This window comes from Streptomyces sp. NPDC050423, from assembly GCF_040655445.1.
Lineage (GTDB): Bacteria > Actinomycetota > Actinomycetes > Streptomycetales > Streptomycetaceae > Streptomyces.
On record NZ_JBFAJY010000012.1, the window covers coordinates 125,293 to 150,609 of the forward strand.

Genomic DNA, 25,317 nt, shown 5'->3' on the forward strand with positions numbered 1-25,317 from the left:
CGAGCGGTGCGGAGCTCGGTTTCTCCGGGCGGTGCGGGCGGAGGAAGTGTGACGTTCCCTGGAGGCGCGCACCGCCCGGAGAGCTGTGGAGGAGCCCGGGTCAGCTGCCGGTGAGGTGCTCGGGGCGCACCGGCGTCCGGTTGAGCTCCAGTCCCGTCGCGTTCCGGATCGCCGCGAGGACGGCCGGGGTGGACGACAGGGTGGGGGCCTCGCCGATGCCGCGGAGCCCGTACGGGGCGTGGTCGTCGGCGAGTTCGAGCACGTCGACCGGGATGGTCGGGGTGTCGAGGATGGTGGGCAGCAGATAGTCCGTGAAGGACGGGTTGCGCACCTTCGCGGTCTTCGGGTCGACGATGATCTCCTCCATGACGGCGACGCCCATGCCCTGGAGGGTGCCGCCCTGGATCTGCCCGAGGACCGACAGCGGGTTGAGCGCCTTGCCGACGTCCTGGGCGCAGGCCAGTTCGATGACCTTGACCAGGCCGAGTTCGGTGTCGACCTCGACGACGGCGCGGTGGGCGGCGAAGGAGTACTGGACGTGGCCGTTGCCCTGTCCGGTGTGCAGGTCGAAGGCCTCGGTGGGCCGGTGGCGCCACTCCAGCTCGACGTCGACCGCCTCGTCCTCCAGCACATCGGCCAGATCGGCCAGCACCTCGCCGCCGTCGGTGACGACCTTGCCGCCCTCCAGGAGGAGTTCGGCGGTGGCCCAGGCGGGATGGTACGTCCCGAACTTGCGGCGGCCGATCTCCAGGACCTGTTCGCGGACGGCCTCGCAGGAGTTCTTCACGGCGCCGCCGGTGACGTAGGTCTGGCGGGACGCGGAGGTGGAGCCGGCCGAACCGACCCGGGTGTCGGCCGGGTGGATGGTGACCTGCGAGACGCCCAGTTCGGTACGGGCGATCTGGGCGTGCACGGTGACGCCGCCCTGGCCGACCTCCGCCATGGCGGTGTGCACGGTCGCGACGGGTACGCCGCCGATGACCTCCATGCGCACCCGGGCGGTGGAGTAGTCGTCGAAGCCCTCGGAGAAGCCGACGTTCTTCAGGCCGACCGCGTAGCCGACGCCGCGTACGACGCCTTCGCCGTGGGTGGTGTTGGACAGTCCGCCGGGCAGCGCGCGTACGTCGGGGTGCTCACCGGCGCTCTCCCACTGCCGCTCGGGCGGCATCGGCCTGGCCTTGACCCGGCGCAGCAGCTCGGCGACGGGTGCGGGCGAGTCGACCCGCTGCCCGGTGGGCAGCAGGGTGCCCTGCTCCATGGCGTTCAGCTGCCTGAACTCGACGGGGTCCATGCCGAGTTCGGCGGCGACCTTGTCCATCTGCGCCTCGTAGGCGAAGCAGGCCTGGACGGCGCCGAAGCCGCGCATCGCGCCGCACGGCGGGTTGTTGGTGTAGAGGGCCAGCGCCTCGATGTCGACGTCCTCGATGACGTACGGGCCGACGGCCAGCGAGGAGGCGTTGCCGACCACGGCCGGGGAGGCGGAGGCATAGGCGCCGCCGTCCAGCACGATGCGGCACTTCATGTGGGTGAGTTTGCCGTCACGGGTCGCGCCGTGCTCGTACCAGAGCTTGGCGGGGTGGCGGTGGACGTGTCCGAAGAAGGACTCGAAGCGGTTGTAGACGATCTTCACCGGCTTGCCGGTGCGCAGCGCCAGCAGGCAGGCGTGGATCTGCATCGACAGGTCCTCGCGGCCGCCGAAGGCGCCGCCGACGCCGGAGAGCGTCATGCGGACCTTGTCCTCGGGCAGGCCGAGGACGGGGGCGATCTGGCGGAGGTCGGAGTGCAGCCACTGGGTGGCGACGTACAGGTCGACGCCGCCGTCCTCGGACGGTACGGCCAGGCCGGACTCGGGGCCGAGGAAGGCCTGGTCCTGCATGCCGAAGACGTACTCGCCGCTGACCACCACATCGGCGCGGCCCCTGGCCGCCTCCGCGTCGCCGCGGACGATCGGCTGGCGGTGGACGATGTTGGGGTGCGGTACGTGCCCGGCGTGGTGATCGTCGCGGCCCTCGTGGATGAGGATCGCGCCGGGGGCCGTCGCGGAGGCCTCGTCGGTGATGACCGGGAGTTCGCGGTAGTCGATCCTGATCTTCGCGGCGGCGCGGCGGGCCGTCTCGGGGTGGTCGGCGGCGACGATCGCGACGGGCTCGCCGTGGTGACGCACCTTGCCGTGGGCGAGCACGGGGGTGTCCTGGAACTCCAGGCCGTAGTTCTTCACCTCGGTCGGCAGGTCGTCGTAGGTGAGCACGGCGTAGACGCCCGGGGTGGCGAGTGCCTCGGAGGTGTCGATCGAGGCGATCTCGGCGTGCGCGACGGTGGAGCGCAGCGTGTGGCCCCAGAGCATGTCCTCGTGCCACATGTCGGAGGAGTACGCGAACTCGCCGGTGACCTTCAGGATCCCGTCGGGGCGCAGCGTGGACTCGCCGATGCCGCCCTTGGTGCGGGTGGCCTGGTTGATATTGGAGGGGGAACCGGTAACGCCCATCGTCTAGACCGTCTCTTCCGCTCGGGCGGCCGCCAGGCGGACCGCGTCGAGGATCTTCTCGTAGCCGGTGCAGCGGCAGAGGTTGCCGGAGAGCGCCTCGCGGATGTCCGCGTCGGACGGGTCCGGGGTGCGCTCCAGGAGTTCGTCGGCCGCGACCAGCAGGCCGGGGGTGCAGAAGCCGCACTGGACGGCTCCGGCGTCGATGAACGCCTGCTGGATCGGCGAGAGCTCGCCGGTGTCGCGGGTCTCGTCGCCGGACGGCTTGGCTTCCCAGCGGCGGGCCTTGTCGACCGCGGTGCCGCAGGCACCGGAGGCGCAGCCGGTGCCGGGGTGGGCCTCGGAGCGGTGGGCGGCGAAGTCGGCGAGACCTTCTACGGTGACGACCTCGCGGCCCTCGACCTGGCCGGCGGCGACCAGGCAGGAGCAGACCGGAACCCCGTCGAGACGGACGGTGCAGGATCCGCACTCGCCCTGCTCGCAGGCGTTCTTGGAGCCGGGCAGGCCCATCCGCTCACGCAGCACGTAGAGGAGGGACTCGCCCTCCCAGACGTCGTCGGCCTCGTGCCTGCGGCCGTTGACCGTGAAATTGACGCGCATGATCAGGCAGCTCCTTCGGTGCCGCGGCCGTTGCCGCGGTACGACTCCCAGGTCCAGCCGAGGGTCCGGCGGGCCATGATCCCGACCGCGTGCCTGCGGTAGCTCGCGGTGCCGCGCACGTCGTCGATCGGATTGCAGGCGGCCGCGGCGAGCGTGGCGAACTGCTTGGCGACGGACGGTGTGATGACCGTGCGGCTGTCCCAGAACCCGCCCTCCTCAAGGGCGGCGTTCAGGAATGCCTCGGCCTCCTTGGCCCGTACGGGTGTCGGGGCGGCGGATCCGATGCCGGTGCGGACCGTGCGGGTCTCGGGGTGCAGGGCCAGGCCGAAGGCGCAGACGGCGATGACCATCGCGTTGCGGGTGCCGACCTTGGAGTACTGCTGCGGCCCGTCGGCCTTCTTGATGTGCACGGCCCGGATCAGCTCGTCCGGTTCGAGGGCGTTGCGCTTGACGCCGGTGTAGAAGGCGTCGATGGGGATCAGCCGCGTCCCGCGGACGGACTCGGCCTCCACCTCGGCGCCCGCGGCGAGCAGCGCCGGGTGCGCGTCCCCGGCGGGCGAGGCGGTGCCCAGGTTGCCGCCGACGCCGCCGCGGTTGCGGATCTGCGGCGAGGCGACGGTGTGCGAGGCGAGCGCCAGACCGGGCAGCTCGGCCCGCAGGTGCTCCATGATGGCGCTGTACGGGACAGAGGCGCCGAGCCGTACGCTCTCCTGGCCCACCTCCCACTCGGACAGCTCACCGATGCGGTTCAGGTCCAGGAGGTACTCGGGCCGCCGGTGGTCGAAGTTGATCTCGACCATCACATCGGTGCCGCCCGCGATGGGCACAGCCGTAGGGTGCTCGGACTTGGCGGCGAGCGCCTCCTCCCAGCTGGCAGGGCGAAGGAAGTCCATGAGTGGCTCTCTTCTCAATCGGGTCGTTCGCTGGGGCCAGGGTCTGCCGTCGGTCCGCCGTCGTCGTCCGCGGCAGACGGCCGACCGACGGCAGACCCTGGGGACGGCCGGCCCTCGACTGGTCGTTCATACGTTGTTAACGCGTTGTGTGGCCCAGTACACAAGCCCTGCTCCACCTGGTGCAGTCACCGAAACCATGAAGGAGTTGGCTGGTCTTCGTCCTCGTCTTGTAGATTCGAACGAATGACGGGTCTCTGTGACCTCACCGCAACACCCAGTTTTCACCCGCACCAACGAAAGAGATCGGCGGCGACGAGATGCGGCTGCGCGCACTGCTGGAGACCGACGCGCTGGGCCTGCGGCTGCTCGGCGGCGACGACGAGCTGGACCGGTCGGTCCGCGGCGTGATGACCACCGACCTGCGGGACCCCAGCCGCTATCTGACGGGCGGCGAGCTGGTCCTGACCGGACTGGCCTGGCGCCGGGACGAGACGGACTCCGAGCCCTTCGTACGGATCCTCGCGGGAGCCGGCGTGGCCGGGCTCGCGGCGGGCGAGGCGGAGCTCGGCGACATCCCGGCCGATCTGGTCGAGGCGTGCGGCCGGCACCGGCTGCCGCTCTTCGCCGTCAACGAGACCGTCGCATTCGCAACGATCACCGAACATGTGGTCCGCCAGGTGTCCGGCGAGCGCGCCGGCGATCTGGCTGCGGTCGTCGACCGGCACCGCCGGCTGATGACCTCGGGACCGGCGGGCGGCGGGCCGGAGGTGGTCCTCGATCTCCTCGGCTCCGACCTGGACCTCCAGGCCTGGGTGCTCTCACCCACCGGCCGGCAGATCGCGGGCGCCGGCGCGCCGCTGCCCGGACCGGTCGGCGGGGAGCTGGCCGGTCTGCATCTGGCCGCGGTCCGCTCCGGCCGGCGCGCCCCGTACCGGGCGACGATCGGCGGGGTGGCGTATTCGCTCTTCCCGATCCGGAACAACGGCCGGGGTGCCGTACCGGCTTCCCGTGATGTGCGCGAGTCGGTTCTCTCCGACTGGCTGCTCGCCGTCGAGGCCGACGCGAGCGACTGGCCGGCCGCCCGGCTCGACCTGCTCCAGGGCGTCACCCAGCTGATCGCCGTCGAACGGGACCGGCGGGACGCGGCCCGTACGGTGCGCCGCAGGCTCGCCCAGGAGGTTCTCGAACTGGTCCAGGCGGGCGCCCCGCCCGCCGAGATCGCGGCCAGGCTGCGGGTGGCCACGCCGGTGCTGCTGCCCGGCCTCGGGACCGCGCCGCACTGGCAGGTGGTGGTGGCCCGGGTCGACTGGGACGAGCAGGGCGCGCCCGGCCCCGCCGGATCCGGTGTCGCGGGCGGCCCGGCCACCCAGGCGCTGCTGGAGGAGATCCTGGTCGACCCGGCCGTCACCGGCCCCGACTCCGCGGACCGGATCGCGGTCGCGCACTCCGGCGACGAGGCCGTCGCGCTGGTGCCGCTGCCCTCCTTCGCCCCACCGGCCGGGGGCGCTGACGACGGGACGGACCCGGACGGCCCGGAACCCTCCGGGGAGGATCCCGCGCTGCACGCCGATGTCCTGCTGGCAGCCGTCCGCGCCCCGCTCTCCGCCGGTCTGGCCGACGACGGCCGCCTGACACTGGGGGTCAGCGCCTCGGTGCACTCGCCCGAGGGGCTGCGCGGCGCCCTGGAGGAGGCCCGGCACGCCCGCCGGGTGGCGGCGGCCCGTCCGGGGCGGGTCTGCGCGGCCGGCCATCACGAGCTGGCCTCGCACGTGCTGCTGCTGCCGTTCGTCCCGGACGATGTGCGCCGCGCGTTCACCGCACGCCTGCTCGATCCGTTGCGGGCCTACGACCGGCGGCACCGCGCGGAGCTGATCCCGACGCTGGAATCGTTCCTGGACTGCGACGGTTCGTGGACCCGCTGCGCGGCCCGGCTGCATCTGCACGTCAACACGCTGCGCTACCGGATCGGGCGAATCGAGCAGTTGACGGGGCGTGACCTTTCACGCCTTGAGGACAAGCTCGATTTCTTCCTCGCCCTGCGTATGAGCTGAGTCCCGGGGGGCTCGTGCGCCCCCCGGGTGCTTCCGTCGATTGTGAAAACTTTCACCTGACATTGCCTCCACCTCTTGGCCCGGCGTGCCATTCCGTGCTGTGATGCGGCCAGACTCAGAGCGTCCGGCCATTGGGGGGTGGGTGAAGGAGCGGGGCCGGGTGCGTGCGGCTGCAAGGCGGAGGGTTGAGCCATGGCGGAGCCATGGTGAGTGACCACAACGCCGCAGACGTGCGTACCCGTCCCCGCGACGCCGCCCCCGATGGCCGGACACTCTCCACAGCTCAATGGTGCGCTCGGGGAGGGCAATGTGGCGTATACCGCCATGTCTGGTTCCGGAACGACAGCAGATGACGATCCGCCGCTCCAGACAGCGGTATGGCGGTTGCGCTCACGCGCCTGCTGGACGGACGCCGCGGCACTGCTCGAACACGACGCCGCCACCGATCCGGCCGCGGCGCTCCAGCGGACAGCCCTGCTGACCGAGCGGTGTCTGTACGCGGGACAGGGCTGGACCGATGCCGAGGACGCGCTGCGAACCGCCGAGGCCCTGGCCCACGACGACGCCGAGCGCGGGGCCGCCGCCTGCGAGCGCGGACATCTCGCGTACGCCTCGACGCTGCTCGGTGTGCGGGACCGGGCCGACGAGGCCCGGGTGGCGCTGAGCCGGGCCGCCGCACTGCTCGCTCCGGCCGCCGCGGGCCGCCCGCTGCTCGACTTCCGGCGGGGCCTGATCGCCCAGAACATCGCGGACTCGCCGCAGGCGGCACGCGCCGCGTACCGCAGGGCCCATGCCGGTGCCACCGCCCAGGGCGACGAACTGCTCCTCTCCTCCACCTGGCGTCACCTCGCCCTGATCGCCCTGCGCGAGGGGGAACTCGCCGAGGCCAGGCACGGTTTCGCGGAATCCCTGCGGATAAGGGAGGAGCTGGGCTACCTGGTCGGTACGGCCCCGGCGCTCATCGCCATGGCGGACGCCGAACCGGAGCCCGAGGCGGCGACCCGGCTGCGCGCCGAGGCGGGCAGGCTCTTCCGGCTGCTCGGCGGCGTACCGACCTGGCTGGCCCCGCACATCGACCCGCCGGGCCCCGGGACGGCCGAGGCGAACTGAGGCCGCGCCCGGGGGCCCTGCCGCACCTGTCGGAGTCAGCCCCCGGAGCCGGTGAAGTGCTCCCGCACGAGTGACTGCACGACCACCACGTCCTGGGCGATCAGCGCGTCCAGGAGGGCGGTGTGCTCGGCGGCGTCCGCCAGCAGGTCGGCGCGGCGGGCGACGGGGTTGGTCCCGGGGTTTGTCCCCAGGGGCCACTGGGAGCGGCGGTGCAGCTCGTCGGCCACCGCCACGAGCTGTACGTTGCCCGAGAGCGTGAGCACCGCTCCGTGGAAGGCCCGGTCGGCCTCCGCGTAGCCGGCCCGGTCGCCGACGGCTGCCGCCGCCACGGTGGCGTCGGCCAGCGGGCGCAGGGCGCACCAGCGAGGCGGCGGCACGGTGCGGGCGAGCCGCAGCATGACGGGGACCTCGATCAGCGCCCGCACCTCGGCCAGCTCGGCCAGCTCGCGCGGGCCGCGCTCGGCGACCCGGAAGCCGCGGTTCGGCACGACTTCGACGGCCCCCTCGACGGCCAGTTGCTGCATCGCCTCGCGCACCGGAGTGGCGGAGACCCCGAAGCGGGCGCCGAGGGCCGGGGCGGAGTAGACCTGCCCGGGGCTCAGCTCGCCGTCGACGAGGGCGGCGCGCAGGGCCTCCAGGATCTGGCCGCGCACGGAGTGCCGCTGCACCACGGCCCGGGGCGGCGGCGGCTCGCTGTGGGTGTGCTCGCCGCGGGCCTGTTCGGGCACCCGGACGGAGGAGTGGGCGGTCACGGACGCGACGGACGCGTACGGCGGCCGCACCTCCTCGCACGCTCTGCCCTGCTCCACGGGTACCTCCTCGGCCGGCGCGGGCACGGCTCGCGTGCGCCGCGCCCCGTGTGCACGATAGGCGCAGGAGGCCGCAGTTCAAACATCGATCAGGTCGGGTAAGGTAAGGCTTACCTCTAAACGATCGCGATTCGGTGGTCCCCGCATGCCCCTCCCCGCCCTGCTCCCCGCAGCGACAGCCTCGGCCGTGACCGAGGCGTACGCGCGCCTGGCCGAGGTCTTCCCGGGCCTGCGGGCCGAGGTGCTCGCGGACGGCGAGTCCGCCCCGGGCGGCGTCGGCTGGGTGGGCGCGCACGAGCTCGCGGCCGGCGGCGGCGCCCTGGACACCTTCCTCGCGTGGGACAACGCGCAGGTGCTGCGGGACTACGGACAGCAGGCCCGGCCCGACGTCGTCGCCAGCTTCGGCCTGCACCGCTACGCCTGGCCGGCCTGCCTGCTGGTGACGGTGCCGTGGTTCCTGCACCGGCGGGTGCCGCGAATCCCGGTCGAGGACGTCGCGTTCCAGCGGGCGCTGGGCCATCTGACCGTCCGGGTGCGGGAGTTCGCCTGTCTGCCCGACGATCCCGCGGCGGCGCTGCCGAGCGCCCGGGTGGTGGCCGACGAGGCCGCGCTGCGCGCCGAGGTCCTCTCGTCCGTGGCCGAGCACCTCGGACCGGTGCTCGACGGCTTCGGACCGCGGATGCGGCGCGGCAAGCGGGCCCTGTGGGGCATGGCGACGGACGAGATCGTCGAGGGCCTCTGGTACATCGCCCACCTCCTGGGCGAGGAGCGGCGCGCGATGACCGAGCTGGAGGCGCTCCTGCCGGGCACCACGAAGCCGTACGTCGGCACGGCGGGCTTCCGCGAACTGACCGGCCCGAACGGCGATTCGCTGCCCACCCGCGACCGGGCGAGCTGCTGCCTCTTCTACACGCTGCGGCCCGAGGACACCTGTGTCACCTGCCCGCGCACCTGCGATGCCGACCGGCTGCGGAAGCTGACGCCCGCGCCCTGATCCACACCGCCCGCAGGGGTGACGTAAATCGAACACAACTGGCTTGCCACTGAGGGGTGTTCGACCAGATCGCGGAAATCCGGCGTCTCGGCCACCCCATTGGCATTCACTTGCCCCGAAACCGTCTGGACTTGAGGGAATGTCCGCCACGATTGCGCCCGAAACGCCCTACGCGATGCAAGGGACCGCGCATGAGACTGACCGACATATCGCTCGACTGGCTGCTTCCGGGCGCCATGCTGCTCGTGGGGGTCATGGCGGCGGTGGCGGTGGTCGCACGCGGCAAGCGCTCCGCTGACACATCCGCGGCCGACGACACCTGGGAACGCAGCGAGGACCGGCGCAGGCGCAAGGAAGCGCTCTACGCCACGGCTTCGTACGTTCTGCTGTTCTGCTGCGCGGCCGTCGCCGCCGCGCTCTCCTTCCACGGGCTCGTCGGCTTCGGCCGGCAAAACCTCAGCCTCTCCGGGGGCTGGGAGTACCTGGTGCCGTTCGGCCTCGACGGGGCGGCGATGTTCTGCTCCGTGCTCGCCGTCCGGGAGGCCAGCCACGGCGACGCGGCCCTCGGCTCCCGGCTGCTGGTGTGGACCTTCGCCGGCGCCGCCGCCTGGTTCAACTGGGTGCACGCACCACGCGGCCTGGACCACGCGGGCGCCCCGCACTTCTTCGCGGGGATGTCACTCTCGGCGGCCGTGCTCTTCGACCGGGCGCTGAAGCAGACCCGGGTCGCCGCGCTGCGCGAACAGGGCCTGGTGCCCCGCCCACTGCCGCAGATCCGGATCGTACGGTGGCTGCGCGCGCCCCGGGAGACCTTCGGTGCCTGGTCGCTGATGCTGCTAGAAGGCGTACGCACGCTGGACGAGGCGGTCGACGAGGTGCGCGAGGACCGCAGGGAGAAGGAGCAGAACCGTCTCCGCAGGAAGGACCAGGAGAAGCTGGACCGGGCGCAGATCAAGGCCCTGAACCGGCAGAACCGGGCCTGGGGCCGGGCGGGCCGGGGCGGCACCCAGGTGGATGTCCAGGCCATCACCGCCGCGACGGGCTCCGCGCAGTCCGTCGCGGAGCCCGCCATATCCGAGCCGGGTCAGCTGCCTCTGCGACCCCGGCCATCCCTGCAAGCCGTCAGCGGCTCCAGCTCCAAGAACGCCTCGGACCCGGGCACGACTGACCCGAGAGCGGTCGACCTCACTGCCGAGGACGACACCCAGGCCCTGCCCCGGCTCGACTCGCTGGAGCGGAAACTGAAGGACCTGGAGCAGCAGTTCGGCTGACCCGTACGGACCGGTGAGCAGGTGTTCGACACGGTTGGCGATGAACGGCCCTGACAGTCCGTCGGACGATCAGGGCCGTTCGCCGTCCAGCTCGAACCAGACCATCTTTCCCAGCGCCTGCGGGCTGATCCCCCAGGAGTCCGCGAGGCTCTCCACCAGGATCAGCCCTCGGCCGTGCGTACCGTCGTCGGCGTTCGGCACGTGCGACACGGGCATCCCGGGGACGAAGTCCCTCACCTCCACCCGCAGTCTCCGCGGCGCCACGCTGACGGCGACGACCGCGCCGTCGTCCGTGTGGACCAGCGCGTTGGTCACCAGCTCGCTGAGCAGCAGCTCAGCCACCTGCGCGGGCTCCTCCTTCCACCGGTACCTCAGTAATTCCCTTACGGCACACCGCACTTCGGAAATCGCGGCCAGATCCGCGCTGCCCAGTCTGCGATGCAGCCGGCCCAGTTCCTGACGCTCCATCGTCTCCCCCGCCCGCACAGTGAATCGCCCCCTTCTCGTATCGAACGTGCTTCACGCAATGCATGCCCCACCCACGGGCTGTCACGCTTGCCGCCGCGTCACGGCGTGCGGAATCACGCCATCCGGTACGGATCGGGCAGTCCGGACGTGGAGTTGCCGCTGTTCGGGTTAACTTCCGAAAAATTCACTGGAGTTGGCGTTGACGGGAACGCATCTACGCGCGTCATCATGGTGGGTATGCGAATCCCCCCACGGATCACCACGCTCGGCGGCGTCGCCGCCCTCCTGTCCGTCCTGGTCGTCGGCGGCACCGTCGCGACCTCCGCGACAGCCTCCACCACCTCGGTCGGCAGCATCTGCTACTCCGCCCTTCCCTCCCAGGCTCACGACACCCTCGATCTCATCGATGCGGGTGGCCCCTTCCCGTACGACCAGGACGGCGTCGTCTTCCAGAACCGCGAAGGCGTCCTGCCCGGACAGAGCACCGGCTACTACCACGAGTACACCGTGATCACCCCTGGCGCCCCGACCCGCGGCGCACGCAGGATCGTCACCGGCGAGGAGACCCAGGAGGACTACTACACCTCCGACCACTACGGGACGTTCGACCTCGTCGACTTCCACTGCTGAACCCTTCCCGGACGGATCCGCGCCGCAGCCCCCCACCTGCGGCGCGGATCACCGGTGAATCGGACTTGTACGCTCCCCCCATGACCGTGACCTATGTGATCAACGGCTCCGAGGTCACCGGCCTGGAGCGCTTCTGGCAGCTGATCGGCGAGGCGGTGAACGGGCCCGGCGGCTACTTCGGCACCGGTCTCGACGCCTTCGCGGACTGCCTGAGAGGCGGGATGGGCACGCCGGACGACGGCGATTTCGTCATCGAGTGGCGGGACCACGCCCTCTCGGCACGCGCCCTGGGACACGAGGAGACCGCGCGCCATCTGCGCCGTCTGCTCGGCCGCGCCCACCCGAGCAACCTGCCGCGGCTGCGGCGGGAGCTCGCGCAGGCGGACGAGGGCCGGGGACCGACGCTGTTCGACCAGCTGCTGGAGATCATCCGGGACGAGACGGCTCCGGGCACCCTGCGACTGCGCTGAGGGGCACGGGTGCGGTCGCCCGCGCCCGTGCCCCCCGAGTGGATCAGTACTGCGCGGAGACCTTCACTCCGCCGAAGTCCTGCACGCCGTAGAGGCTGATGTAGTGGGCGCCTTCCGCCGGGTGGTCGACGGTCAGCGTGTGGGCGTTCCCGGTGCCGGTCGCCCGGCTGGTGTAGGCACCCGTGGTGGCCCAGCCGTTGGCGTTGTAGTAGAGATCGGCGTCGCCCGTGCCGCCGCTGGTGGTGATCTTCAGCGTGGCGGTGCCGGCGGGCACGTAGACGTAGAGGTAGGAGTAGTTGCCCTTGGTGGCCTGCTGCCCGCTGCGGGCGCAGTCCTGGCCGAGCTCGCGACTGTCGCCGGTGACGCACTCATTGACCGGGTCGGTGGGCGGGTTGGTGGTGGTGCCGCAGCTGCCGGCCGCGCAGGCCGTCAGCCAGGTGTTCCAGTCGGCGTCGTAGCGGCTGCCGATGGTGGAGGTGAGCAGGGTGCGGGCGCCGTTCCAGTCACCGCTGCGGTAGAGACCGAGCAGCTTGTCCACATCGGCGCGGTGTGACTGGAGCATGTAACGGACGGCCAGGTAGCCCCAGTTGTAGACGCGGGTCTGGTCGGCGTTGTCGTACGTGGTGTCGAACAGGGTGCGCAGGGTGTAGGTGTGTGCGGCGGCCTGGGTGACGGCGTCGTCGTAGGCGACGTCGCGGTAGGTGTAGGAGACGTACTCCGCGAAGCCCTCGATCCACCAGATGGTCGGCGTCGTGATGCCGGCGTCGAAGTCGCCGGCCATGTCGAACCGGCCGTCGAGGTAGTGCGTGTACTCGTGGTTCAGGTTCCAGATCTGGAACTCGGGCCGGACCCACTCGGCCTCGTAGGCGATGAACCGCGGCTGGTTGCCGGCAGCGGCCGGGTCGCCCTCCAGGTACATGCCGCCGTTGTTGGTGTCGATGCCGTAGATGGCCCCGGCGTAGGTCTGGTAGTCGGTGCTCGAATCGAAGACCACCACCTCGATGGTGGTGTTGTTGTCGTTGGCGACGGGCCCGTTGTCCCGCACCACATTGTGGAAGTACGCGTCCTGGTTGCGCAGACTGGTGCAGGCGGTCGCAAGATCGGTCGAGGACATCTGCTGGGCCAGGATGTGAATGCTGTTGCTGCACGTGTAATTGACCGGAAGCACGGCGCTCTTGAGGCGCGCCGACAGGTCACAGGTGCCGTAGGCGGAGCAGTTGGCCGCGTCGTAGTAGTCGGTCATCTCCGCGAGCCCGACCCAGAGCGGCGCGGTGGGTCCGGTCAGGGAACTCCGGCCGAGCAGGTCGGTGACGAGCGGGCGGGCCTTGGGCCGCAGCGGCGCCTCCTGGAGGAAGCGTGCCAGTTCGCGTCCCGCGTTGGAGGTCAGGTACGACTGGTTCGTGCCCAGCAGGCTCAGGTGGTCACGGGCGAAGCCGGCGAGCGAGTCGAGCAGGCTCGGGTCGGCCTCGACGGCGCTGACGAACTCCGGGACCTGATGGCCGCGGAAGGTCACGGTGTACACGTTGTTGACCGCGTTGAGCATGTACCAGGAGCTGTCGTACGAGGAGTTGTAGTCGGCGAGCAGCCGCTTGACGACGTACAGGTAGCGGGCGTTCTGCTCCGCGCTGTCGATGAGGATGACGGCCTCGGCCAGGGTCTCACCGTTGGCGTCCGTGACGTCGCGGGAGTGCGAGGAGGCGAAGAAGCCGTCAAGGCCGCCCTGGATGGCGGTGCGCAGCGAGGCGCCGTAGCTGCCGACGGTGCCGGGGTCGTAGTACTGCACGTAATAGCCGGCCCGGAGGAAGAGCACCAGCTGCGGCATGCCGGTGCTGCTGTTACCCGGGTAGGCGGTCGCTGCGTCACGCACCGCGTTGGCGACGCTGACCATCTGGGCCTCGCGGAAGGCGAGGTAGCCGTCGTTGCCCTTGACGCTGAACAGGGTGTTGACGCAGTCGGTCGTCGACGACTTGATCTGCTGCACCAGGGCGCTCCCGGTGCGGCTGGTGAAGTCCGCGACCGAGCAGGCGGCGGCCGCGCCGATTCCGGCCGACTTGGCGGCGGAGCGGGCCTTCGCCTTCATCGAGGGGGCACGGTGGCTCGGGGCGGAGGTGCCCTGGTCGTCGTAGTCGCGTCGCAGCGCGTCCTTGGAAGCGGTCTGCGGCGCCCGGTCCCCGGGCTTCAGCGCCTTGTCGCCTATGTGAGCGGCGTCCTGGACGGGCGCGGTGAGGGACTGCGCGGCGGGGCCGCCCGGATCCGGTGCGGTCGGGTCAACGGCCTTGTGCGCGGCGGCCGTCGCGCTTGCGGCGGCTGTCGCGGAGGGACGGACCTCGGAGGCCCGGCTCGGTGCCGCGAGCATGCCGACGCCCAGGCAGGCCGCCAGGGCCACGGTGGATAGCCCGGTGAATCTCTGACGAACCGTTCGGTTCTTCACGTGCCGCCTCCCAGCGGAGTGGTGGCCGCGCGACGGTGCGCGGCCGTGGGGGATGGTGCGCGGCCGAGGTCGGATGGGGATAAATGTCTGACATGAGCACGACCTCAATCGCGGCCGTCTGTACAATGGCACATGTCACATGTTCTTTGGAAGGCATTGCGCGCAGATTCATCGACGCGCCAACTCCCGTCCGCGGCGCCCTGCTTGCGGCCGGTGTCGACACAGCCCGAGGAGTTCCGCCCCGTGACCGATCCCCGACTCCCCCTGCACACCAGCAGCCACGACCTGCCGGTGTCGCCGGCCCTGGACGCCTTCATGCGCGCCACCTGGGCAGACACCCCGCTCCCGGCGGGTGACCGCGTTCCGGCCCATGACCTGACACCGGCCCGCCGCGCACGGGTGGCCGCCCGCTTTCCGGGCGAGCGGCTGGTCTTCCCGGCGGGCGCCCTCGCCGTCCGGTCCAACGACACGGACCACCGCTTCAGACCGCACACCGGTTACGCCTGGCTCACCGGCCTCACCGGGGAGGACCAGGCCGGCCATGTGCTGGTCCTGGAGCCCGACGGGGACGCCCGCCACGAGGCGGTCCTCTACCTGAGACCCCGGTCACCGCGTTCCGGCGGCGAGTTCTACCAGGACCGCAGGTACGGGGAGTTCTGGGTCGGCCGCAGACCCGGCCTCGCGGAGGCCGCCGGACTCACCGGCATCCGCTGCGAGCACCTGGACGCGTGGGACAAGCTGATGACCGGAGCCCAGCCCCCCACCCGGGTCGTCTCAGGCGTCGACCCGGCCGTCGACGCCTGGCTGGGGGACGCTCGCCGGATCCCCGCGCCACGGCCCGCCCCGGCCGGCCTCGACACCGTCCTCAGCGAGCTGAGGCTCGTCAAGGACCCTTGGGAGCAGGGCGAGTTGCAACGAGCCGTCGATGCGACGACCGCCGGGTTCGAGGACGTCGTACGGTCATTGCCGCGGGCCCTGGCCCATCCGCGCGGCGAACGCATGGTCGAGGGCGTGTTCGGCCTCAGGGCCCGGCTCGACGGCAACGGTCCCGGCTACGCGACCATCGCCGCCGGCGGGGCGCACGCCTGTGTGCTGCACTGGACCCGCAACGACGGCCCGCTGGAGCGCGGGCAGTTGCTGCTGCTGGACGCGGGCGTGGAGACCGATTCGCTCTACACTGCCGACGTCACCCGCACCCTCCCGCTGTCCGGCACCTTCACCCCCCTCCAGCGCACCGCGTACGAACTGGTGCTGGCCGCCCAGGACGCGGGCATCGCGGCGCTGCGTCCCGGCGCCCGGTTCCGCGACTTCCACCGGGCCGCGATGCGGGTCATCGCCGACGGCCTGCACGACTGGGGCGTGCTGCCGATGCCGGCCGACGAGGCGCTGGCCCCCGAGAACGGATTCCACCGCCGCTACACCCTGTGCAGCAGCGGCCACATGCTCGGCATGGACCTGCACGACTGCGCGCAGGCACGCGCCGGGGCGTACCTGGACGGGGTCCTGGAGCCGGGGCAGGTGCTCACCGTGGAGCCGGGCCTGTACCTCCAGCCGGACGACGAGACGCTCCCCCGGGAGCTCCGGGGCATCGGCATCCGGATCGAGGACGACCTCGTGATCACCGCGGACGGCGCCCGGCTGATGTCATCCGCGCTGCCCCGGACGCCGGACGGCATCGAGGCCTGGATGGCGGAGCTGCTGGAGAGCTGAGGAACGCCGGACCGCCGCCCCGTGCACGGCCGGTGCGGCGGCCTCAGGCCTTCGCGGCCGGTACGCCCTCGGGCTTCCCGCCCGCCCGCTCCGTGTCCACCCGCTTGCCGTCGGCCCACAGGGACCGGACATGGGACATATGGGCGAGCATGCAGGCCTCGGCGCCCGGGGCGTCACCGGCGACCACGAGATCCAGCAGTTGTACGTGCTCCTCGGCCGAGGCCGTCAACTGCCCCGACTCGGCAAGGCGGTTCAGCCCGTAGAGCCGGGAGCGCTTGCGCAGTTCACTGACCTCCTCGACCAGCCGGCGGTTCCCGGCCAGCCCGAGCAGAGCGAGGTGGAAGCGGCGGTCCGCCTCCAGGTAGCCCAGGATGTCGTGCCGGCGTGCGGCCTCCACGATCTCCCGCGCGACGGGGCGCAGCGCCTCCAGCTCGCGCGTCAGGCCCATCCGCGCGATCCGGCCGACGGTGGGGACCTCGATCATGGCGCGGAGTTCGGTGAAGTCGTCGAGGTCCTGGTCGGTCAGCTCGGTTATCCGGAAACCCTTGTTGCGGACGGCCTCGACGAGCCCCTCCCGGGCCAGATCGAGCATCGCCTCGCGGACGGGCGTCGCGGAGACGCCGAACTCCGAGGCGAGCGCGGGCGCGGAGTAGATCGTCCCCGGCCTCAGCTCCCCGGAGATCAGCGCCGCCCGCAGCGCGTGCGCCACCTGGTCGCGCAGGTGTTCCTGCGCCGAGATCACGTTGAGCGACGTGAGGCGGGCCATGTCTGTCCTCCAGCACCGTACGGAGCACCAGAATACAATGTCACGTTGCCTTGCCGCCCGGCCCCGTGGTGCGAGGAATCCGGGGCCGGGCGGCGGGCGTCCGCCGGGTCACGGACTCACAGCAGGAACCCTTCGGGGAAGGGGTCGGCCGGATCGAGGAAGTACTGCGCGGTTCCGGTGATCCAGGCGCGGCCCGTGACGGTGGGGACGACCGCGGGCAGCGTTCCGACGGTCGTCTCCGCGACCAGCCGGCCGGTGAACGACGTACCGATGAAGGACTCGTTGACGAAGTCGGTGTCCAGGGGGAGTTCGCCCCGCGCGTGCAGCTGGGCCATGCGTGCGGAGGTTCCGGTGCCGCACGGTGACCGGTCGAACCACCCGGGGTGGATGGCCATGGCGTGCCGGGAGTGGACGGCGTCGGAGCCGGGTGCGATCAACTGCACGTGCTTGAGCCCGTGGATGCCGGGGTCGAGCGGGTGGACCGGCCGGTCGGTGTCGTTGACCGCGTCCATCAGGGCGAGCCCCGCCTCCAGCAGTTCGTCCTTGCGCGAGCGGTCGAAGGGGAGGCCGAGGTCGGCCAGTTGCACCATCGCGTAGAAGTTGCCGCCGTAGGCGAGGTCGTAGGGGACGGTGCCGAAGCCGGGCACCTTCGCCGTGAGACCCAGGCCCGCGGAGAAGGCGGGCACGTTGGTGAGCGTGACGGAGACGGCGGCTCCGTCCTTGACGTGCACATCGACGGAGACCAGTCCGGCGGGGGTGTCCAGCCGTACCGTGGTGACCGGTTCGGTGACCTCCACCATGCCGGTCTCCACCAGCACGGTGGCCACCCCGATGGTGCCGTGTCCGCACATCGGCAGAAAGCCCGAGACCTCCATGAACAGGACCCCGAAGTCGGCGTCCGGGCGGGTCGGCGGCTGGAGTACGGCACCGCTCATGGCGGCATGGCCGCGCGGCTCGTACATGAGCAGGGTGCGCACCGTGTCACGGTGCGCCATGAAGTGATTGCGTCGTTCGGCCATGGTGGCGCCGGGGATGGTGCCGATCCCGCCGGTGATGACGCGGGTGGGCATGCCCTCGGTGTGCGAGTCGACGGCGTGGAATATGTGACGCGTGCGCAAGTCTCCCCCTCGGTCGTCCTGCCGGTCCGTTGCGGTGTGGTCTTCGCCCGTTCTGCGTGCCGGGGCCCGGTCAGTCCAGTCCCTCGGCCTGTGCCTTCTCGGTGGCGGCGCGTACGGCGGCCACCGCATCGGCGTCCAGCGGCAGCCTCGGCGGCCGGGTGGGACCGCCGTGCCGTCCGACGATGTCCATCGACGCCTTGATCGCCTGGACGAACTCCGGCTTCGAGTCCCACCGCAGCAGCGGATGCAGCTGCCGGTAGAGCGGCAGGGCCGTCTCCAGGTCCCCGGAGACGGCGGCACGGTACAGCGCGACACAGCCGGCGGGCAACATGTTGGGGCAGCCCGCGATCCAGCCGACCGCACCGGCCAGCGCGAGTTCCAGCAGGACGTCGTCGGCGCCGACCAGCAGATCGAGCCCGGGTGCCTCCTCGGCGATCTCGTAGGCTCTGCGGACGTCCCCGCTGAACTCCTTGACGGCCACGATGGACCCTTCCGCGTGGAGCTGTGCGAGGAGCCGCGGGGTCAGATCGACCTTGGTGTCGTACGGATTGTTGTACGCGACGACCGGCACGCCCGCCCCCGCCACTTCGGCGTAGTGCGCGCGGATCGCGGCGTCCTCGCACGGGTAGCCGTTGGGCGGCAGCAGCAGGACGGACCCGGCACCCGCCTCCGCCGCCTGTTCGGCCCGGCGGCGCGACTGGGCGCTGTCGTAGGAGGAGACCCCGGGCATGACCCTGGCACCGTCCCCGGCCGCCTCGACCGCGACCCGCACCACCTGGTCGCGCTCCTGGTCCGTGAGGGTCTGGTACTCCCCCAGCGAGCCGTTGGGCACCACCCCGTCGCAGCCGGCGTCCACGAGGTCGCGGACATGGGCCGCGTACGCGTCGAAGTCGATGGACCGGTCTTCGCGCAGGGTGAGCGGGGTGGCGACCATGACGCCTCGCCAAGGCTTGTTCCGTACAGCGGAGTTCGTCGACATCTGGGCTCCTTAAGGGGTGACATGACATGAACCGTCGAGGGAGGAGAGGCAGCGGGCCGGGCCCGGGGCGGGGACCGGGAGACGGGCGCGCCGCGGGGCTTCACATGTCCTCGGGGCGGGCCGCACGGGCAAGCACGGAGAGCGGGACGGGGCAGGCGAGCGGACGGCGGTCGGGGGCTCCGGCCTCCGCGGCGCAGCCCGCCAGTCCCCGGACCGCGAATCCGCACGTCCGGCCCTGGCACCAGCCCATTCCGGCCCGGGTGAGGAGTTTGACCGTACGGCTGTCCCCGGCACCGAGGTCGTCGACCGCCGTGCGGATCGCGCCGGCGGTGACCTCCTCGCAACGGCAGACCTCCGTGTCCGTGGTGAGCCACTCGGTCCAGCCGGGGCCGGGACGGTGCACGGCGCCCATCAGCTCGGCGAACGCGCGCATCCGCCGCCGGGTCCGGCGCAGCGCCGTCACCCGGTCCGCGTCCCGGCCCGGCGTCCCGTGCCGTGCGTCCCGGATCACGGAAAGCGCGGCCAGCTCCCCTTCGGCCAGCGCGAGGTGCACCCCGCCGATGCCGCCCGTCTCCCCCGCGGACCAGACACCGGGCACGGTGGTGCGGAGGTCTTCGTCGAGCACCAGGGCGGCCGACCCGTCCGCACCGCACCGGGTCACGCAGCCCAGGCCGACGGCGAGGTCGAGCTGCGGTACCAGGCCGTGGCCCACGGCCAGCGTGTCGCAGTCGATCCGGCGCCCGGTCCCGGGCAGCGGACGCCAGTCGCGGTCCAGGCGGCTGACGGTGACACCTTCCACCCGATCGGTGCCGTGCACGGCGGTGACCGCACGGTGCGTCAGCACCCGTACCCCCTCGCGGGCCAGGGCCATGCCGTGCCGTACCCCCTCCCGGAGCCGGCCGGGGTCGGCGGCCAGCACGCGGGGAGCGCGTCCGTACTCCACGTATCCGGCGGCCTCCACCAGGGCGGGCACCCGGGCGCCCGCCCGCGTCAGGGACACCGCGACGGCCTGCAGCAGCGGCCCGCTGCCCGCGACGACGATGCGCCGTCCCGGCAGCACCAGCCCCGCCTTGAGCATGGCCTGCGCCCCGGCCGCGCCCACGACACCCGGCAGGGTCCAGCCGGGGAAGGGGAGCTGGCGCTCGTGGGAGCCGGTCGCGATGAGCAGCCGGCCTGCGCGCAGCGTGGCCGGACCCTCGCTGTCGGGGCCGGTGACGGCGTGCAGGGTCCAGTCCGCCCCGGCCCTCTCGACGGCCCACACCTGGTGCCCGGCGAGGTGGCGGATCCGCCCCGCGTCACGGTGCCGGTCGAGACGGGACCGCAGGGCGGCGAACCGCGCCCAGCCGTGGTGCAGTGCCTCGGGCCGGGTGGCGCCCAGGCCGGGGGCCGGGGCACGGTAGTACTGGCCGCCGGGTGCGTCCGCGGCGTCGAGCAGGACCACGTCGAGTCCGCGGTCGGCCGCGGTGACCGCCGCCGCCAGTCCGGCCGGTCCGGCGCCCACCACCGCGAGTTCGGTGAAGGGCGGCGCGGCCGCGGAGCCGGGCGGCTCAGTGGAGGAGTCCGGCATGTCCGTCCCCTTCCTGGGTCGTGACCACGTCGCCGGGGCCGGCGGGCAGCAGACAGGCCCGGCGGCCGGGGACGCCGTTCACGGTGACCAGGCAGTCGAAGCAGGAGCCGATCCCGCAGAAGGCACCCCGTGGCCGTCCGTTCACCCTGGTGGTGCGCCAGGTGAGGACGGAGGCCGCCCAGAGAGCTGCCGCCACGCTCTGCCCCGGCAGGGCGCGGACCGGACGGCCGTCGAAGGTGATCTCGAACCCCGTCCCGGACTCGGCACCGGCCAGGCCGGCCGGGGTGCGGGTGGTGTCGCGCTTACGGATACGTATCACCAGGGCTCCTGTCACGGTGATCGGGCGGTCGGGCCGGCAGCGGGAAGTTCACGGGACCCGCGTGGCTGCGGTCGGGGCGGCTCGGTCCGGTAGCGGGCTTCTCGGGGGTGTACGGCGGCGCGGTCGGCGGTTCACGGTCCGGATCCGGGCGTCACGCCGAACCGGTCGGGCCGGAACGGCTCGGGGTCGATGGCGGGTTCCTCCCCGCGGATCGCCGCGACGACCAACGCCGCAGTCGCGGGTGCCAGTCCGATGCCCGCACCCTCGTGGCCGCAGGCGTGGAAGAGGCCCGGGACCCGGCGGTCGGGTCCGATCGCCGGGAGGTGGTCGGGCAGGTACGGGCGGAAGCCGTGGTAGGCGCGCAGCACGCGGGCCGTCCCGAGCACGGGGAAGAGCGCGGCCGCCGCCGCGGCCAGCCGGCTGATGACCGGCACGGACAACGTGCGGTCGAAGCCGACCCGTTCGCGGCTGGCGCCGATCAGTACCGGCCCCGACGGGGTGCCCTCCACGACGGGTGACGTCTGGAGAGCGGCCGACCCGCTGGAGACGTCGGCCACGTACTCCGCCGCGTACACCTTGTGCCTGATCAGGTGCGGCAGCGGCTCGGTGACCAGGACGAACCCGCGCCGGGGCAGTACGGGCAGGTCCACCCCCGCCAGTGCGGCCAGCTCGCCGCCCAGGACGCCCGTGGCGTTGACGACCGCGGGAGCGAGCAGGTCACCGCGCCCGGTCCGTACACCGCGCACCGCGCCCGTCGGCCCGGTCAGCACGGCCGTGACCGCCTCCCCCAGGTGCACGACGGCCCCGGCGTCGCGTGCCGCGCGTATCAGGTGGGCTGCCGCCAGGGCGGGTTGCACCTGGGCGTCCTGCGGATAGAGGACTCCGCCCGCGAGGCCGGGCGCGAGGTGCGGTTCCAGTTCCGGCAGCTCGTGCGGGGCGACCGCGCAGGTCCGCACTCCCGCCCCGCCCTGTGCGGCCGCCGTCGCGGTCAGGGTGGCCAGCGACGACGCGCCGGCCGCGACCACCAGACCTCCCTTGCGCTCGAACTCGATCGCCGGCGGCAGCACTTGGGAGAGTTCGTGCCAGCGGGACAAGGAGAGCAGCGCGAGGTCCAGCTCCGGACCCGGCGACTTGTCCGAGACCAGGAGATTGCCCTCACCGGCCCCGGTGGTGCCACCGGCGACCGGTCCGCGGTCCACCACCGCGACCGCGAGTCCGGACCGGGCGGCGTAGTAGGCGCAGGCGGCGCCGACCACTCCGGCCCCGACAACGACAACGTCCAAAGGCTGTCTCATGAACACGTCAGTAATATGTCACATTGCTCAGGGGGTGCCAAGAGGGCGTCATCCCGCTCTGTATGACGCCCCGTCACGTACGCTGCGCCCACGTCACGGCCTGCGGGTGCCGGCGGCCGGCCGCCGGTGAGGGGTGGATGCCCGCCACCGGGGAATGCAAGCCCCCGACCGCGCGCGGGTGCCGACAACGAGGAGCGACATGCACGACGACAGCACACTGGTGGAGGGCCGGCTGGAGCGGGCCCTGCGCCAGTTCATCCGCCCTGCCGAGTACGCGGCGCGGACCCCGCTCACGCTGGCGGTGTGGCACGCGCCGGGCGAGCCGGTTCCGGTGGCGGAGGCTCTCGGGGCGCGCTACGAACCGTTCGCGGCCGGGACGGTGTGGGGCGGCCCGTGGACCACCAGCTGGTTCCGGCTCGACGGTGCGGTGCCGCGGGAGTGGGCCGGCCGCCGGGTCGAGGTGGTGGTCGATCCGGGCTTCTCCGGCCAGGCCCCCGGCTTCCAGGCCGAGGGGATGCTCTACGACACCGAGGGCGTCCCGCTGAAGGGTGTCCACCCCCGCAACCGGCACCTGACCGTCGGCGCGCCCGCCGCCGGTGGCGAGCAGGTCTCCCTGCTGCTGGAGGCAGCGGCCAACCCGGCGGTGCTGGAACACGGCTTCGAGCCGACGCCGCTCGGGGACGTACTCACGGCGGGCGACGATCCGCTCTACCGGTTCGCGTCGGCGGACCTCGCCGTGCTGGACGAGGACGTCTGGCATCTCGTACTGGACATCGAGGTGCTGTCCGAGCTGATGCGGGAGCTGCCCACCGACCGGTCGCGGCGGCACGAGATCCTGCGGGCGCTGGAGCGGATGCTCGACGCGCTCGATCTGCACGATGTGTCCGCCACCGCGGCGGCCGGACGGGCGGAGCTCACCGAGGTCCTGTCCAGGCCCGCTTCGGCGAGCGCGCACCGGATCTCGGCCACCGGGCACGCGCACATCGACTCGGCATGGCTGTGGCCGCTGCGCGAGACGGTACGGAAGGCATCGCGCACCTTCGCCAACGTCACCGCGCTCGCCAAGGACTACCCGGAGCTGGTGTTCGCCTGCTCGCAGGCCCAGCAGTACGCCTGGGTCAAGGAGCACCAGCCGCACATCTGGGAGCGGATCGTACGGGCGGTGGCGGACGGGCAGTGGGAGCCCGTCGGTTCGATGTGGGTGGAGTCCGACGCCAATCTGCCCGGCGGCGAGGCGCTGGCCCGGCAGATCGTGCACGGGAAGCGGTTCTTCGAGCAGGAGCTGGGGGTGGAGACCGAGGAGATCTGGCTGCCGGATTCCTTCGGCTGCACCGGCGCGTTCCCGCAGCTGGCCCGGCTGGCGGGTATCCGGTGGTTCCTGACGCAGAAACTGTCGTGGAACCAGACCAACAAGATGCCGCACCACACCTTCTGGTGGGAGGGCATCGACGGGACCAGGATCTTCACGCACTTCCCGCCCGTCGACACCTACAACGCCCACTTCCACGGCCTCGAACTCGCCCACGCCGAGAAGAACTTCACGGACAAGGGCCGGGCCACCCGCTCCCTCATGCCGTTCGGCTGGGGCGACGGCGGCGGCGGCCCGACCCGGGAGATGATGGAGAAGGCCCGCAGACTCAGCGATCTGGAGGGCTCCCCCCGGGTCGAGATCGAGAAGCCCTCGGCGTTCTTCGCCGCGGCCGAGGAGGAGTACGGGGCGCAGGCACCGGTCTGGTCGGGTGAGCTGTACCTGGAGCTGCACCGGGCGACGTACACCACTCAGGCGAAGACGAAGCAGGGCAACCGCCGCAGCGAACACCTGCTGCGCGAGGCCGAGTTGTGGGCGACTGCGGCGGCCCTGCGGGCGCCCTCGTACGCCTACCCGTACGAGGCGCTGGACCGGATCTGGAAGACGGTCCTGCTCCACCAGTTCCACGACATCCTGCCGGGCTCGTCCATCGCCTGGGTCCACCGCGAGGCCCGTGACACCTACGAGCAGGTGCGCGTGGGGCTGGCGGACCTGGTGGCGGAGGCGGTGACGGCGCTCGGCAGGGCACAGGGCCTGGTGGCGCTCAACTCCTCCCCGTATCCGCGCAGTCAGGTCGTCGAGCTGGACGCCGAGGCGAGTGCGGTGCTACCGTCCGGGGCTCATGTGCAGCCGCTGGGCGACGGGCGCACCGCGGTGCTCGCCGAGGCGCCGGGGCTCGGATCGGGGCTGCTGGACGGTGCGGCGGTCCCTGAGCAGGAGGTCTCGGCCGTCGTCCGCGCTGACGACGGGACCGTCCTCGACAACGGACTGCTGCGCGTCACCGTCGACCGGGACGGGCTGATCACCTCCGTCCTCGACCTGGCGGCGGGCCGTGAGGTCCTGGCCCCGGGCCACCGGGCCAACCTCCTCCAGCTGCACCCGGACCACCCGAACAACTGGGACGCCTGGGACATCGACGCCCACTACCGCCGCTCACGCACCGATCTCACCGACGCCGAGCTGGTCGAGCTGGTCGAGGAGGGGCCGCTGCGGGCGGCCGTGCGGGTGGTGCGGGCGTTCGGCGCGTCCCGGATCGTGCAGGAGATCCGGCTCGCCGCGGGGAGCCGGCAGGTCGATATCGAGACCGAGGTGGACTGGCAGGAGTCGGAGAAGGTCCTCAAGGCGGCGTTCCCGCTCGATGTGCACGCCGAACGGTCCACGGCCGAGATCCAGTTCGGTCACGTCCACCGGCCCACGCACGCCAACACCGGCTGGGACGCGGCCCGTTTCGAGATCTGCGCCCATCGCTGGCTGCGGGTCGCCGAGCCCGGGTACGGCATCGCGCTGCTCAACGACTCGACGTACGGGCACGAGGTGACCCGCACCCCGCACGCGGCGGGCCTCGGCACGACCGTACGGCTGACACTGCTGCGCGCCCCGCACAGCCCCGACCCGGAGACCGACCTCGGCACGCACCGGTTCCGGTACGCGCTCGCGCCCGGCGTGGAGATCACCGACGCGGTACGGGAGGGGCTGGCGCTCAATCTGCCGCTGCGCGCCGCGGTCGCCCCGGCGGTGCCGTCGGTCGTGTCGACCGGCCATCCGGCGGTGACCGTGGAGTCGGTGAAGCTCGCCGAGGACCGCAGCGGCGATGTGATCGTCCGGCTGTACGAGTCGGCCGGGGGCCGGGCCGACGCGACGCTGCGGGTGTCGTTCCCCGTCGTCGCGGCGCGGATCACCGACCTGCTGGAACGGCCGCTGCACGCGGCGACGACCGACGCGCACGGCCTCTCGCTGACGCTGCGGCCCTTCCAGATCCTGACGGTGCGGCTGACCCCGGCGTGAGGACGTGAGGAACCGCCCCGGCCCGCCCCGGCCTCGCCCCT

20 protein-coding genes are annotated in these 25,317 nt (G+C 72.2%); 8 read left to right on the forward strand and 12 right to left on the reverse strand.

The annotated features are described in order from the left end of the window. Nucleotides 1-100: 100 nt before the first annotated feature. Genes AB0I52_RS12100 through AB0I52_RS12110 form a run of 3 tightly spaced genes read right to left on the reverse strand, consistent with a single transcriptional unit; the run spans nucleotide 101 to nucleotide 3,975 of the window. Entirely contained in the window at nucleotides 101-2,485 is a 2,385-nt protein-coding gene (locus tag AB0I52_RS12100; RefSeq protein ID WP_363071488.1) for a molybdopterin cofactor-binding domain-containing protein, read from the reverse strand. Nucleotides 2,486-2,488: 3 nt separating this feature from the next. After that, nucleotides 2,489-3,082 (reverse strand): (2Fe-2S)-binding protein, encoded by a 594-nt coding sequence (locus tag AB0I52_RS12105; RefSeq protein WP_363071490.1) that lies wholly within the window; start codon nucleotides 3,080-3,082, stop codon nucleotides 2,489-2,491. Between the two features lie 2 nt (nucleotides 3,083-3,084). After that, the gene (locus AB0I52_RS12110; protein ID WP_363071492.1) at nucleotides 3,085-3,975 is read right to left on the reverse strand and encodes a xanthine dehydrogenase family protein subunit M; all 891 of its coding nucleotides are present in this window, start codon (nucleotides 3,973-3,975) and stop codon (nucleotides 3,085-3,087) included. A 317-nt stretch (nucleotides 3,976-4,292) separates the two neighbouring features. Here AB0I52_RS12110 and AB0I52_RS12115 point away from each other — a divergent pair, with 317 nt between their 5' ends. Both AB0I52_RS12115 and AB0I52_RS12120 read left to right on the forward strand, forming a co-directional pair. After that, nucleotides 4,293-6,026, forward strand: a complete 1,734-nt coding sequence (locus AB0I52_RS12115) for a PucR family transcriptional regulator ligand-binding domain-containing protein (RefSeq protein ID WP_363071494.1) — start codon at nucleotides 4,293-4,295, stop codon at nucleotides 6,024-6,026. Nucleotides 6,027-6,350: 324 nt separating this feature from the next. Continuing rightward, the gene (locus AB0I52_RS12120) at nucleotides 6,351-7,136 is read left to right on the forward strand and encodes a hypothetical protein (RefSeq protein ID WP_362954659.1); all 786 of its coding nucleotides are present in this window, start codon (nucleotides 6,351-6,353) and stop codon (nucleotides 7,134-7,136) included. A 35-nt stretch (nucleotides 7,137-7,171) separates the two neighbouring features. Here the strand turns inward: AB0I52_RS12120 and AB0I52_RS12125 are convergent, their stop codons facing one another. Beyond that, on the reverse strand, nucleotides 7,172-7,945 hold the full coding sequence (locus AB0I52_RS12125) for a GntR family transcriptional regulator (RefSeq protein WP_363071496.1): 774 nt from the start codon (nucleotides 7,943-7,945) through the stop codon (nucleotides 7,172-7,174). A 145-nt stretch (nucleotides 7,946-8,090) separates the two neighbouring features. On the opposite strand from AB0I52_RS12125, the gene AB0I52_RS12130 reads away from it, so the two are divergent. After that, complete coding sequence (locus tag AB0I52_RS12130) at nucleotides 8,091-8,939, forward strand: (2Fe-2S)-binding protein (RefSeq protein ID WP_363071498.1); 849 nt, start codon at nucleotides 8,091-8,093, stop codon at nucleotides 8,937-8,939. Between the two features lie 191 nt (nucleotides 8,940-9,130). Further along, a complete protein-coding gene (locus tag AB0I52_RS12135) occupies nucleotides 9,131-10,210 on the forward strand; it encodes a DUF2637 domain-containing protein (RefSeq protein WP_363071500.1) in 1,080 nt (359 codons plus the stop codon). Nucleotides 10,211-10,279: 69 nt separating this feature from the next. Here the strand turns inward: AB0I52_RS12135 and AB0I52_RS12140 are convergent, their stop codons facing one another. Beyond that, nucleotides 10,280-10,642 (reverse strand): ATP-binding protein, encoded by a 363-nt coding sequence (locus tag AB0I52_RS12140; protein WP_363071551.1) that lies wholly within the window; start codon nucleotides 10,640-10,642, stop codon nucleotides 10,280-10,282. A 273-nt stretch (nucleotides 10,643-10,915) separates the two neighbouring features. On the opposite strand from AB0I52_RS12140, the gene AB0I52_RS12145 reads away from it, so the two are divergent. Then, nucleotides 10,916-11,308 (forward strand): ribonuclease domain-containing protein, encoded by a 393-nt coding sequence (locus AB0I52_RS12145; protein ID WP_363071502.1) that lies wholly within the window; start codon nucleotides 10,916-10,918, stop codon nucleotides 11,306-11,308. Between the two features lie 80 nt (nucleotides 11,309-11,388). Continuing rightward, a complete protein-coding gene (locus AB0I52_RS12150; protein ID WP_363071504.1) occupies nucleotides 11,389-11,778 on the forward strand; it encodes a barstar family protein in 390 nt (129 codons plus the stop codon). A 43-nt stretch (nucleotides 11,779-11,821) separates the two neighbouring features. On the opposite strand, the gene AB0I52_RS12155 is transcribed toward AB0I52_RS12150, so the two are convergent. Further along, nucleotides 11,822-14,209, reverse strand: coding sequence for a M9 family metallopeptidase (locus tag AB0I52_RS12155; RefSeq protein WP_363071506.1), 2,388 nt, complete (start codon nucleotides 14,207-14,209; stop codon nucleotides 11,822-11,824). 243 nt (nucleotides 14,210-14,452) lie between these two features. Between AB0I52_RS12155 and AB0I52_RS12160 the strand changes: the two genes are divergently transcribed. Continuing rightward, nucleotides 14,453-15,919, forward strand: coding sequence for an aminopeptidase P family protein (locus tag AB0I52_RS12160; protein WP_363071508.1), 1,467 nt, complete (start codon nucleotides 14,453-14,455; stop codon nucleotides 15,917-15,919). A gap of 43 nt (nucleotides 15,920-15,962) precedes the next feature. Here AB0I52_RS12160 and AB0I52_RS12165 read toward each other — a convergent pair whose 3' ends face one another. From AB0I52_RS12165 to AB0I52_RS12190, 6 genes are all read right to left on the reverse strand, one after another. Next, nucleotides 15,963-16,685 carry a GntR family transcriptional regulator gene (locus tag AB0I52_RS12165; protein WP_363071510.1) on the reverse strand — a complete coding sequence of 241 codons (723 nt, stop codon included), beginning with the start codon at nucleotides 16,683-16,685 and terminating at the stop codon, nucleotides 15,963-15,965. 116 nt (nucleotides 16,686-16,801) lie between these two features. Continuing rightward, on the reverse strand, nucleotides 16,802-17,803 hold the full coding sequence (locus AB0I52_RS12170; protein WP_363071512.1) for a proline racemase family protein: 1,002 nt from the start codon (nucleotides 17,801-17,803) through the stop codon (nucleotides 16,802-16,804). Between the two features lie 70 nt (nucleotides 17,804-17,873). Next, on the reverse strand, nucleotides 17,874-18,782 hold the full coding sequence (locus AB0I52_RS12175; protein ID WP_363071514.1) for a dihydrodipicolinate synthase family protein: 909 nt from the start codon (nucleotides 18,780-18,782) through the stop codon (nucleotides 17,874-17,876). Nucleotides 18,783-18,882: 100 nt separating this feature from the next. Continuing rightward, nucleotides 18,883-20,349 carry an NAD(P)/FAD-dependent oxidoreductase gene (locus tag AB0I52_RS12180; RefSeq protein WP_363071516.1) on the reverse strand — a complete coding sequence of 489 codons (1,467 nt, stop codon included), beginning with the start codon at nucleotides 20,347-20,349 and terminating at the stop codon, nucleotides 18,883-18,885. Then, entirely contained in the window at nucleotides 20,330-20,668 is a 339-nt protein-coding gene (locus AB0I52_RS12185; protein ID WP_363071518.1) for a (2Fe-2S)-binding protein, read from the reverse strand. The genes AB0I52_RS12180 and AB0I52_RS12185 overlap by 20 nt, the downstream gene beginning before the upstream one ends. Nucleotides 20,669-20,799: 131 nt before the next feature. Then, complete coding sequence (locus AB0I52_RS12190; RefSeq protein WP_363071519.1) at nucleotides 20,800-21,969, reverse strand: FAD-binding oxidoreductase; 1,170 nt, start codon at nucleotides 21,967-21,969, stop codon at nucleotides 20,800-20,802. Nucleotides 21,970-22,162: 193 nt separating this feature from the next. On the opposite strand from AB0I52_RS12190, the gene AB0I52_RS12195 reads away from it, so the two are divergent. Then, nucleotides 22,163-25,276, forward strand: coding sequence for a glycoside hydrolase family 38 C-terminal domain-containing protein (locus AB0I52_RS12195; protein WP_363071521.1), 3,114 nt, complete (start codon nucleotides 22,163-22,165; stop codon nucleotides 25,274-25,276). Nucleotides 25,277-25,317 lie beyond the last annotated feature (41 nt).

Coding starts and splice junctions, on each gene's coding strand:
- AB0I52_RS12100 (WP_363071488.1), bottom strand. CDS start 2,485: ATGGGCGTTACCGGTTCCCCCTCCAATATCAACCAGGCCACCCGCACC.
- AB0I52_RS12105 (WP_363071490.1), bottom strand. CDS start 3,082: ATGCGCGTCAATTTCACGGTCAACGGCCGCAGGCACGAGGCCGACGAC.
- AB0I52_RS12110 (WP_363071492.1), bottom strand. CDS start 3,975: ATGGACTTCCTTCGCCCTGCCAGCTGGGAGGAGGCGCTCGCCGCCAAG.
- AB0I52_RS12115 (WP_363071494.1), top strand. CDS start 4,293: ATGCGGCTGCGCGCACTGCTGGAGACCGACGCGCTGGGCCTGCGGCTG.
- AB0I52_RS12120 (WP_362954659.1), top strand. CDS start 6,351: ATGTCTGGTTCCGGAACGACAGCAGATGACGATCCGCCGCTCCAGACA.
- AB0I52_RS12130 (WP_363071498.1), top strand. CDS start 8,091: ATGCCCCTCCCCGCCCTGCTCCCCGCAGCGACAGCCTCGGCCGTGACC.
- AB0I52_RS12135 (WP_363071500.1), top strand. CDS start 9,131: ATGAGACTGACCGACATATCGCTCGACTGGCTGCTTCCGGGCGCCATG.
- AB0I52_RS12145 (WP_363071502.1), top strand. CDS start 10,916: ATGCGAATCCCCCCACGGATCACCACGCTCGGCGGCGTCGCCGCCCTC.
- AB0I52_RS12150 (WP_363071504.1), top strand. CDS start 11,389: ATGACCGTGACCTATGTGATCAACGGCTCCGAGGTCACCGGCCTGGAG.
- AB0I52_RS12165 (WP_363071510.1), bottom strand. CDS start 16,685: ATGGCCCGCCTCACGTCGCTCAACGTGATCTCGGCGCAGGAACACCTG.
- AB0I52_RS12175 (WP_363071514.1), bottom strand. CDS start 18,782: ATGTCGACGAACTCCGCTGTACGGAACAAGCCTTGGCGAGGCGTCATG.
- AB0I52_RS12180 (WP_363071516.1), bottom strand. CDS start 20,349: ATGCCGGACTCCTCCACTGAGCCGCCCGGCTCCGCGGCCGCGCCGCCC.
- AB0I52_RS12195 (WP_363071521.1), top strand. CDS start 22,163: ATGCACGACGACAGCACACTGGTGGAGGGCCGGCTGGAGCGGGCCCTG.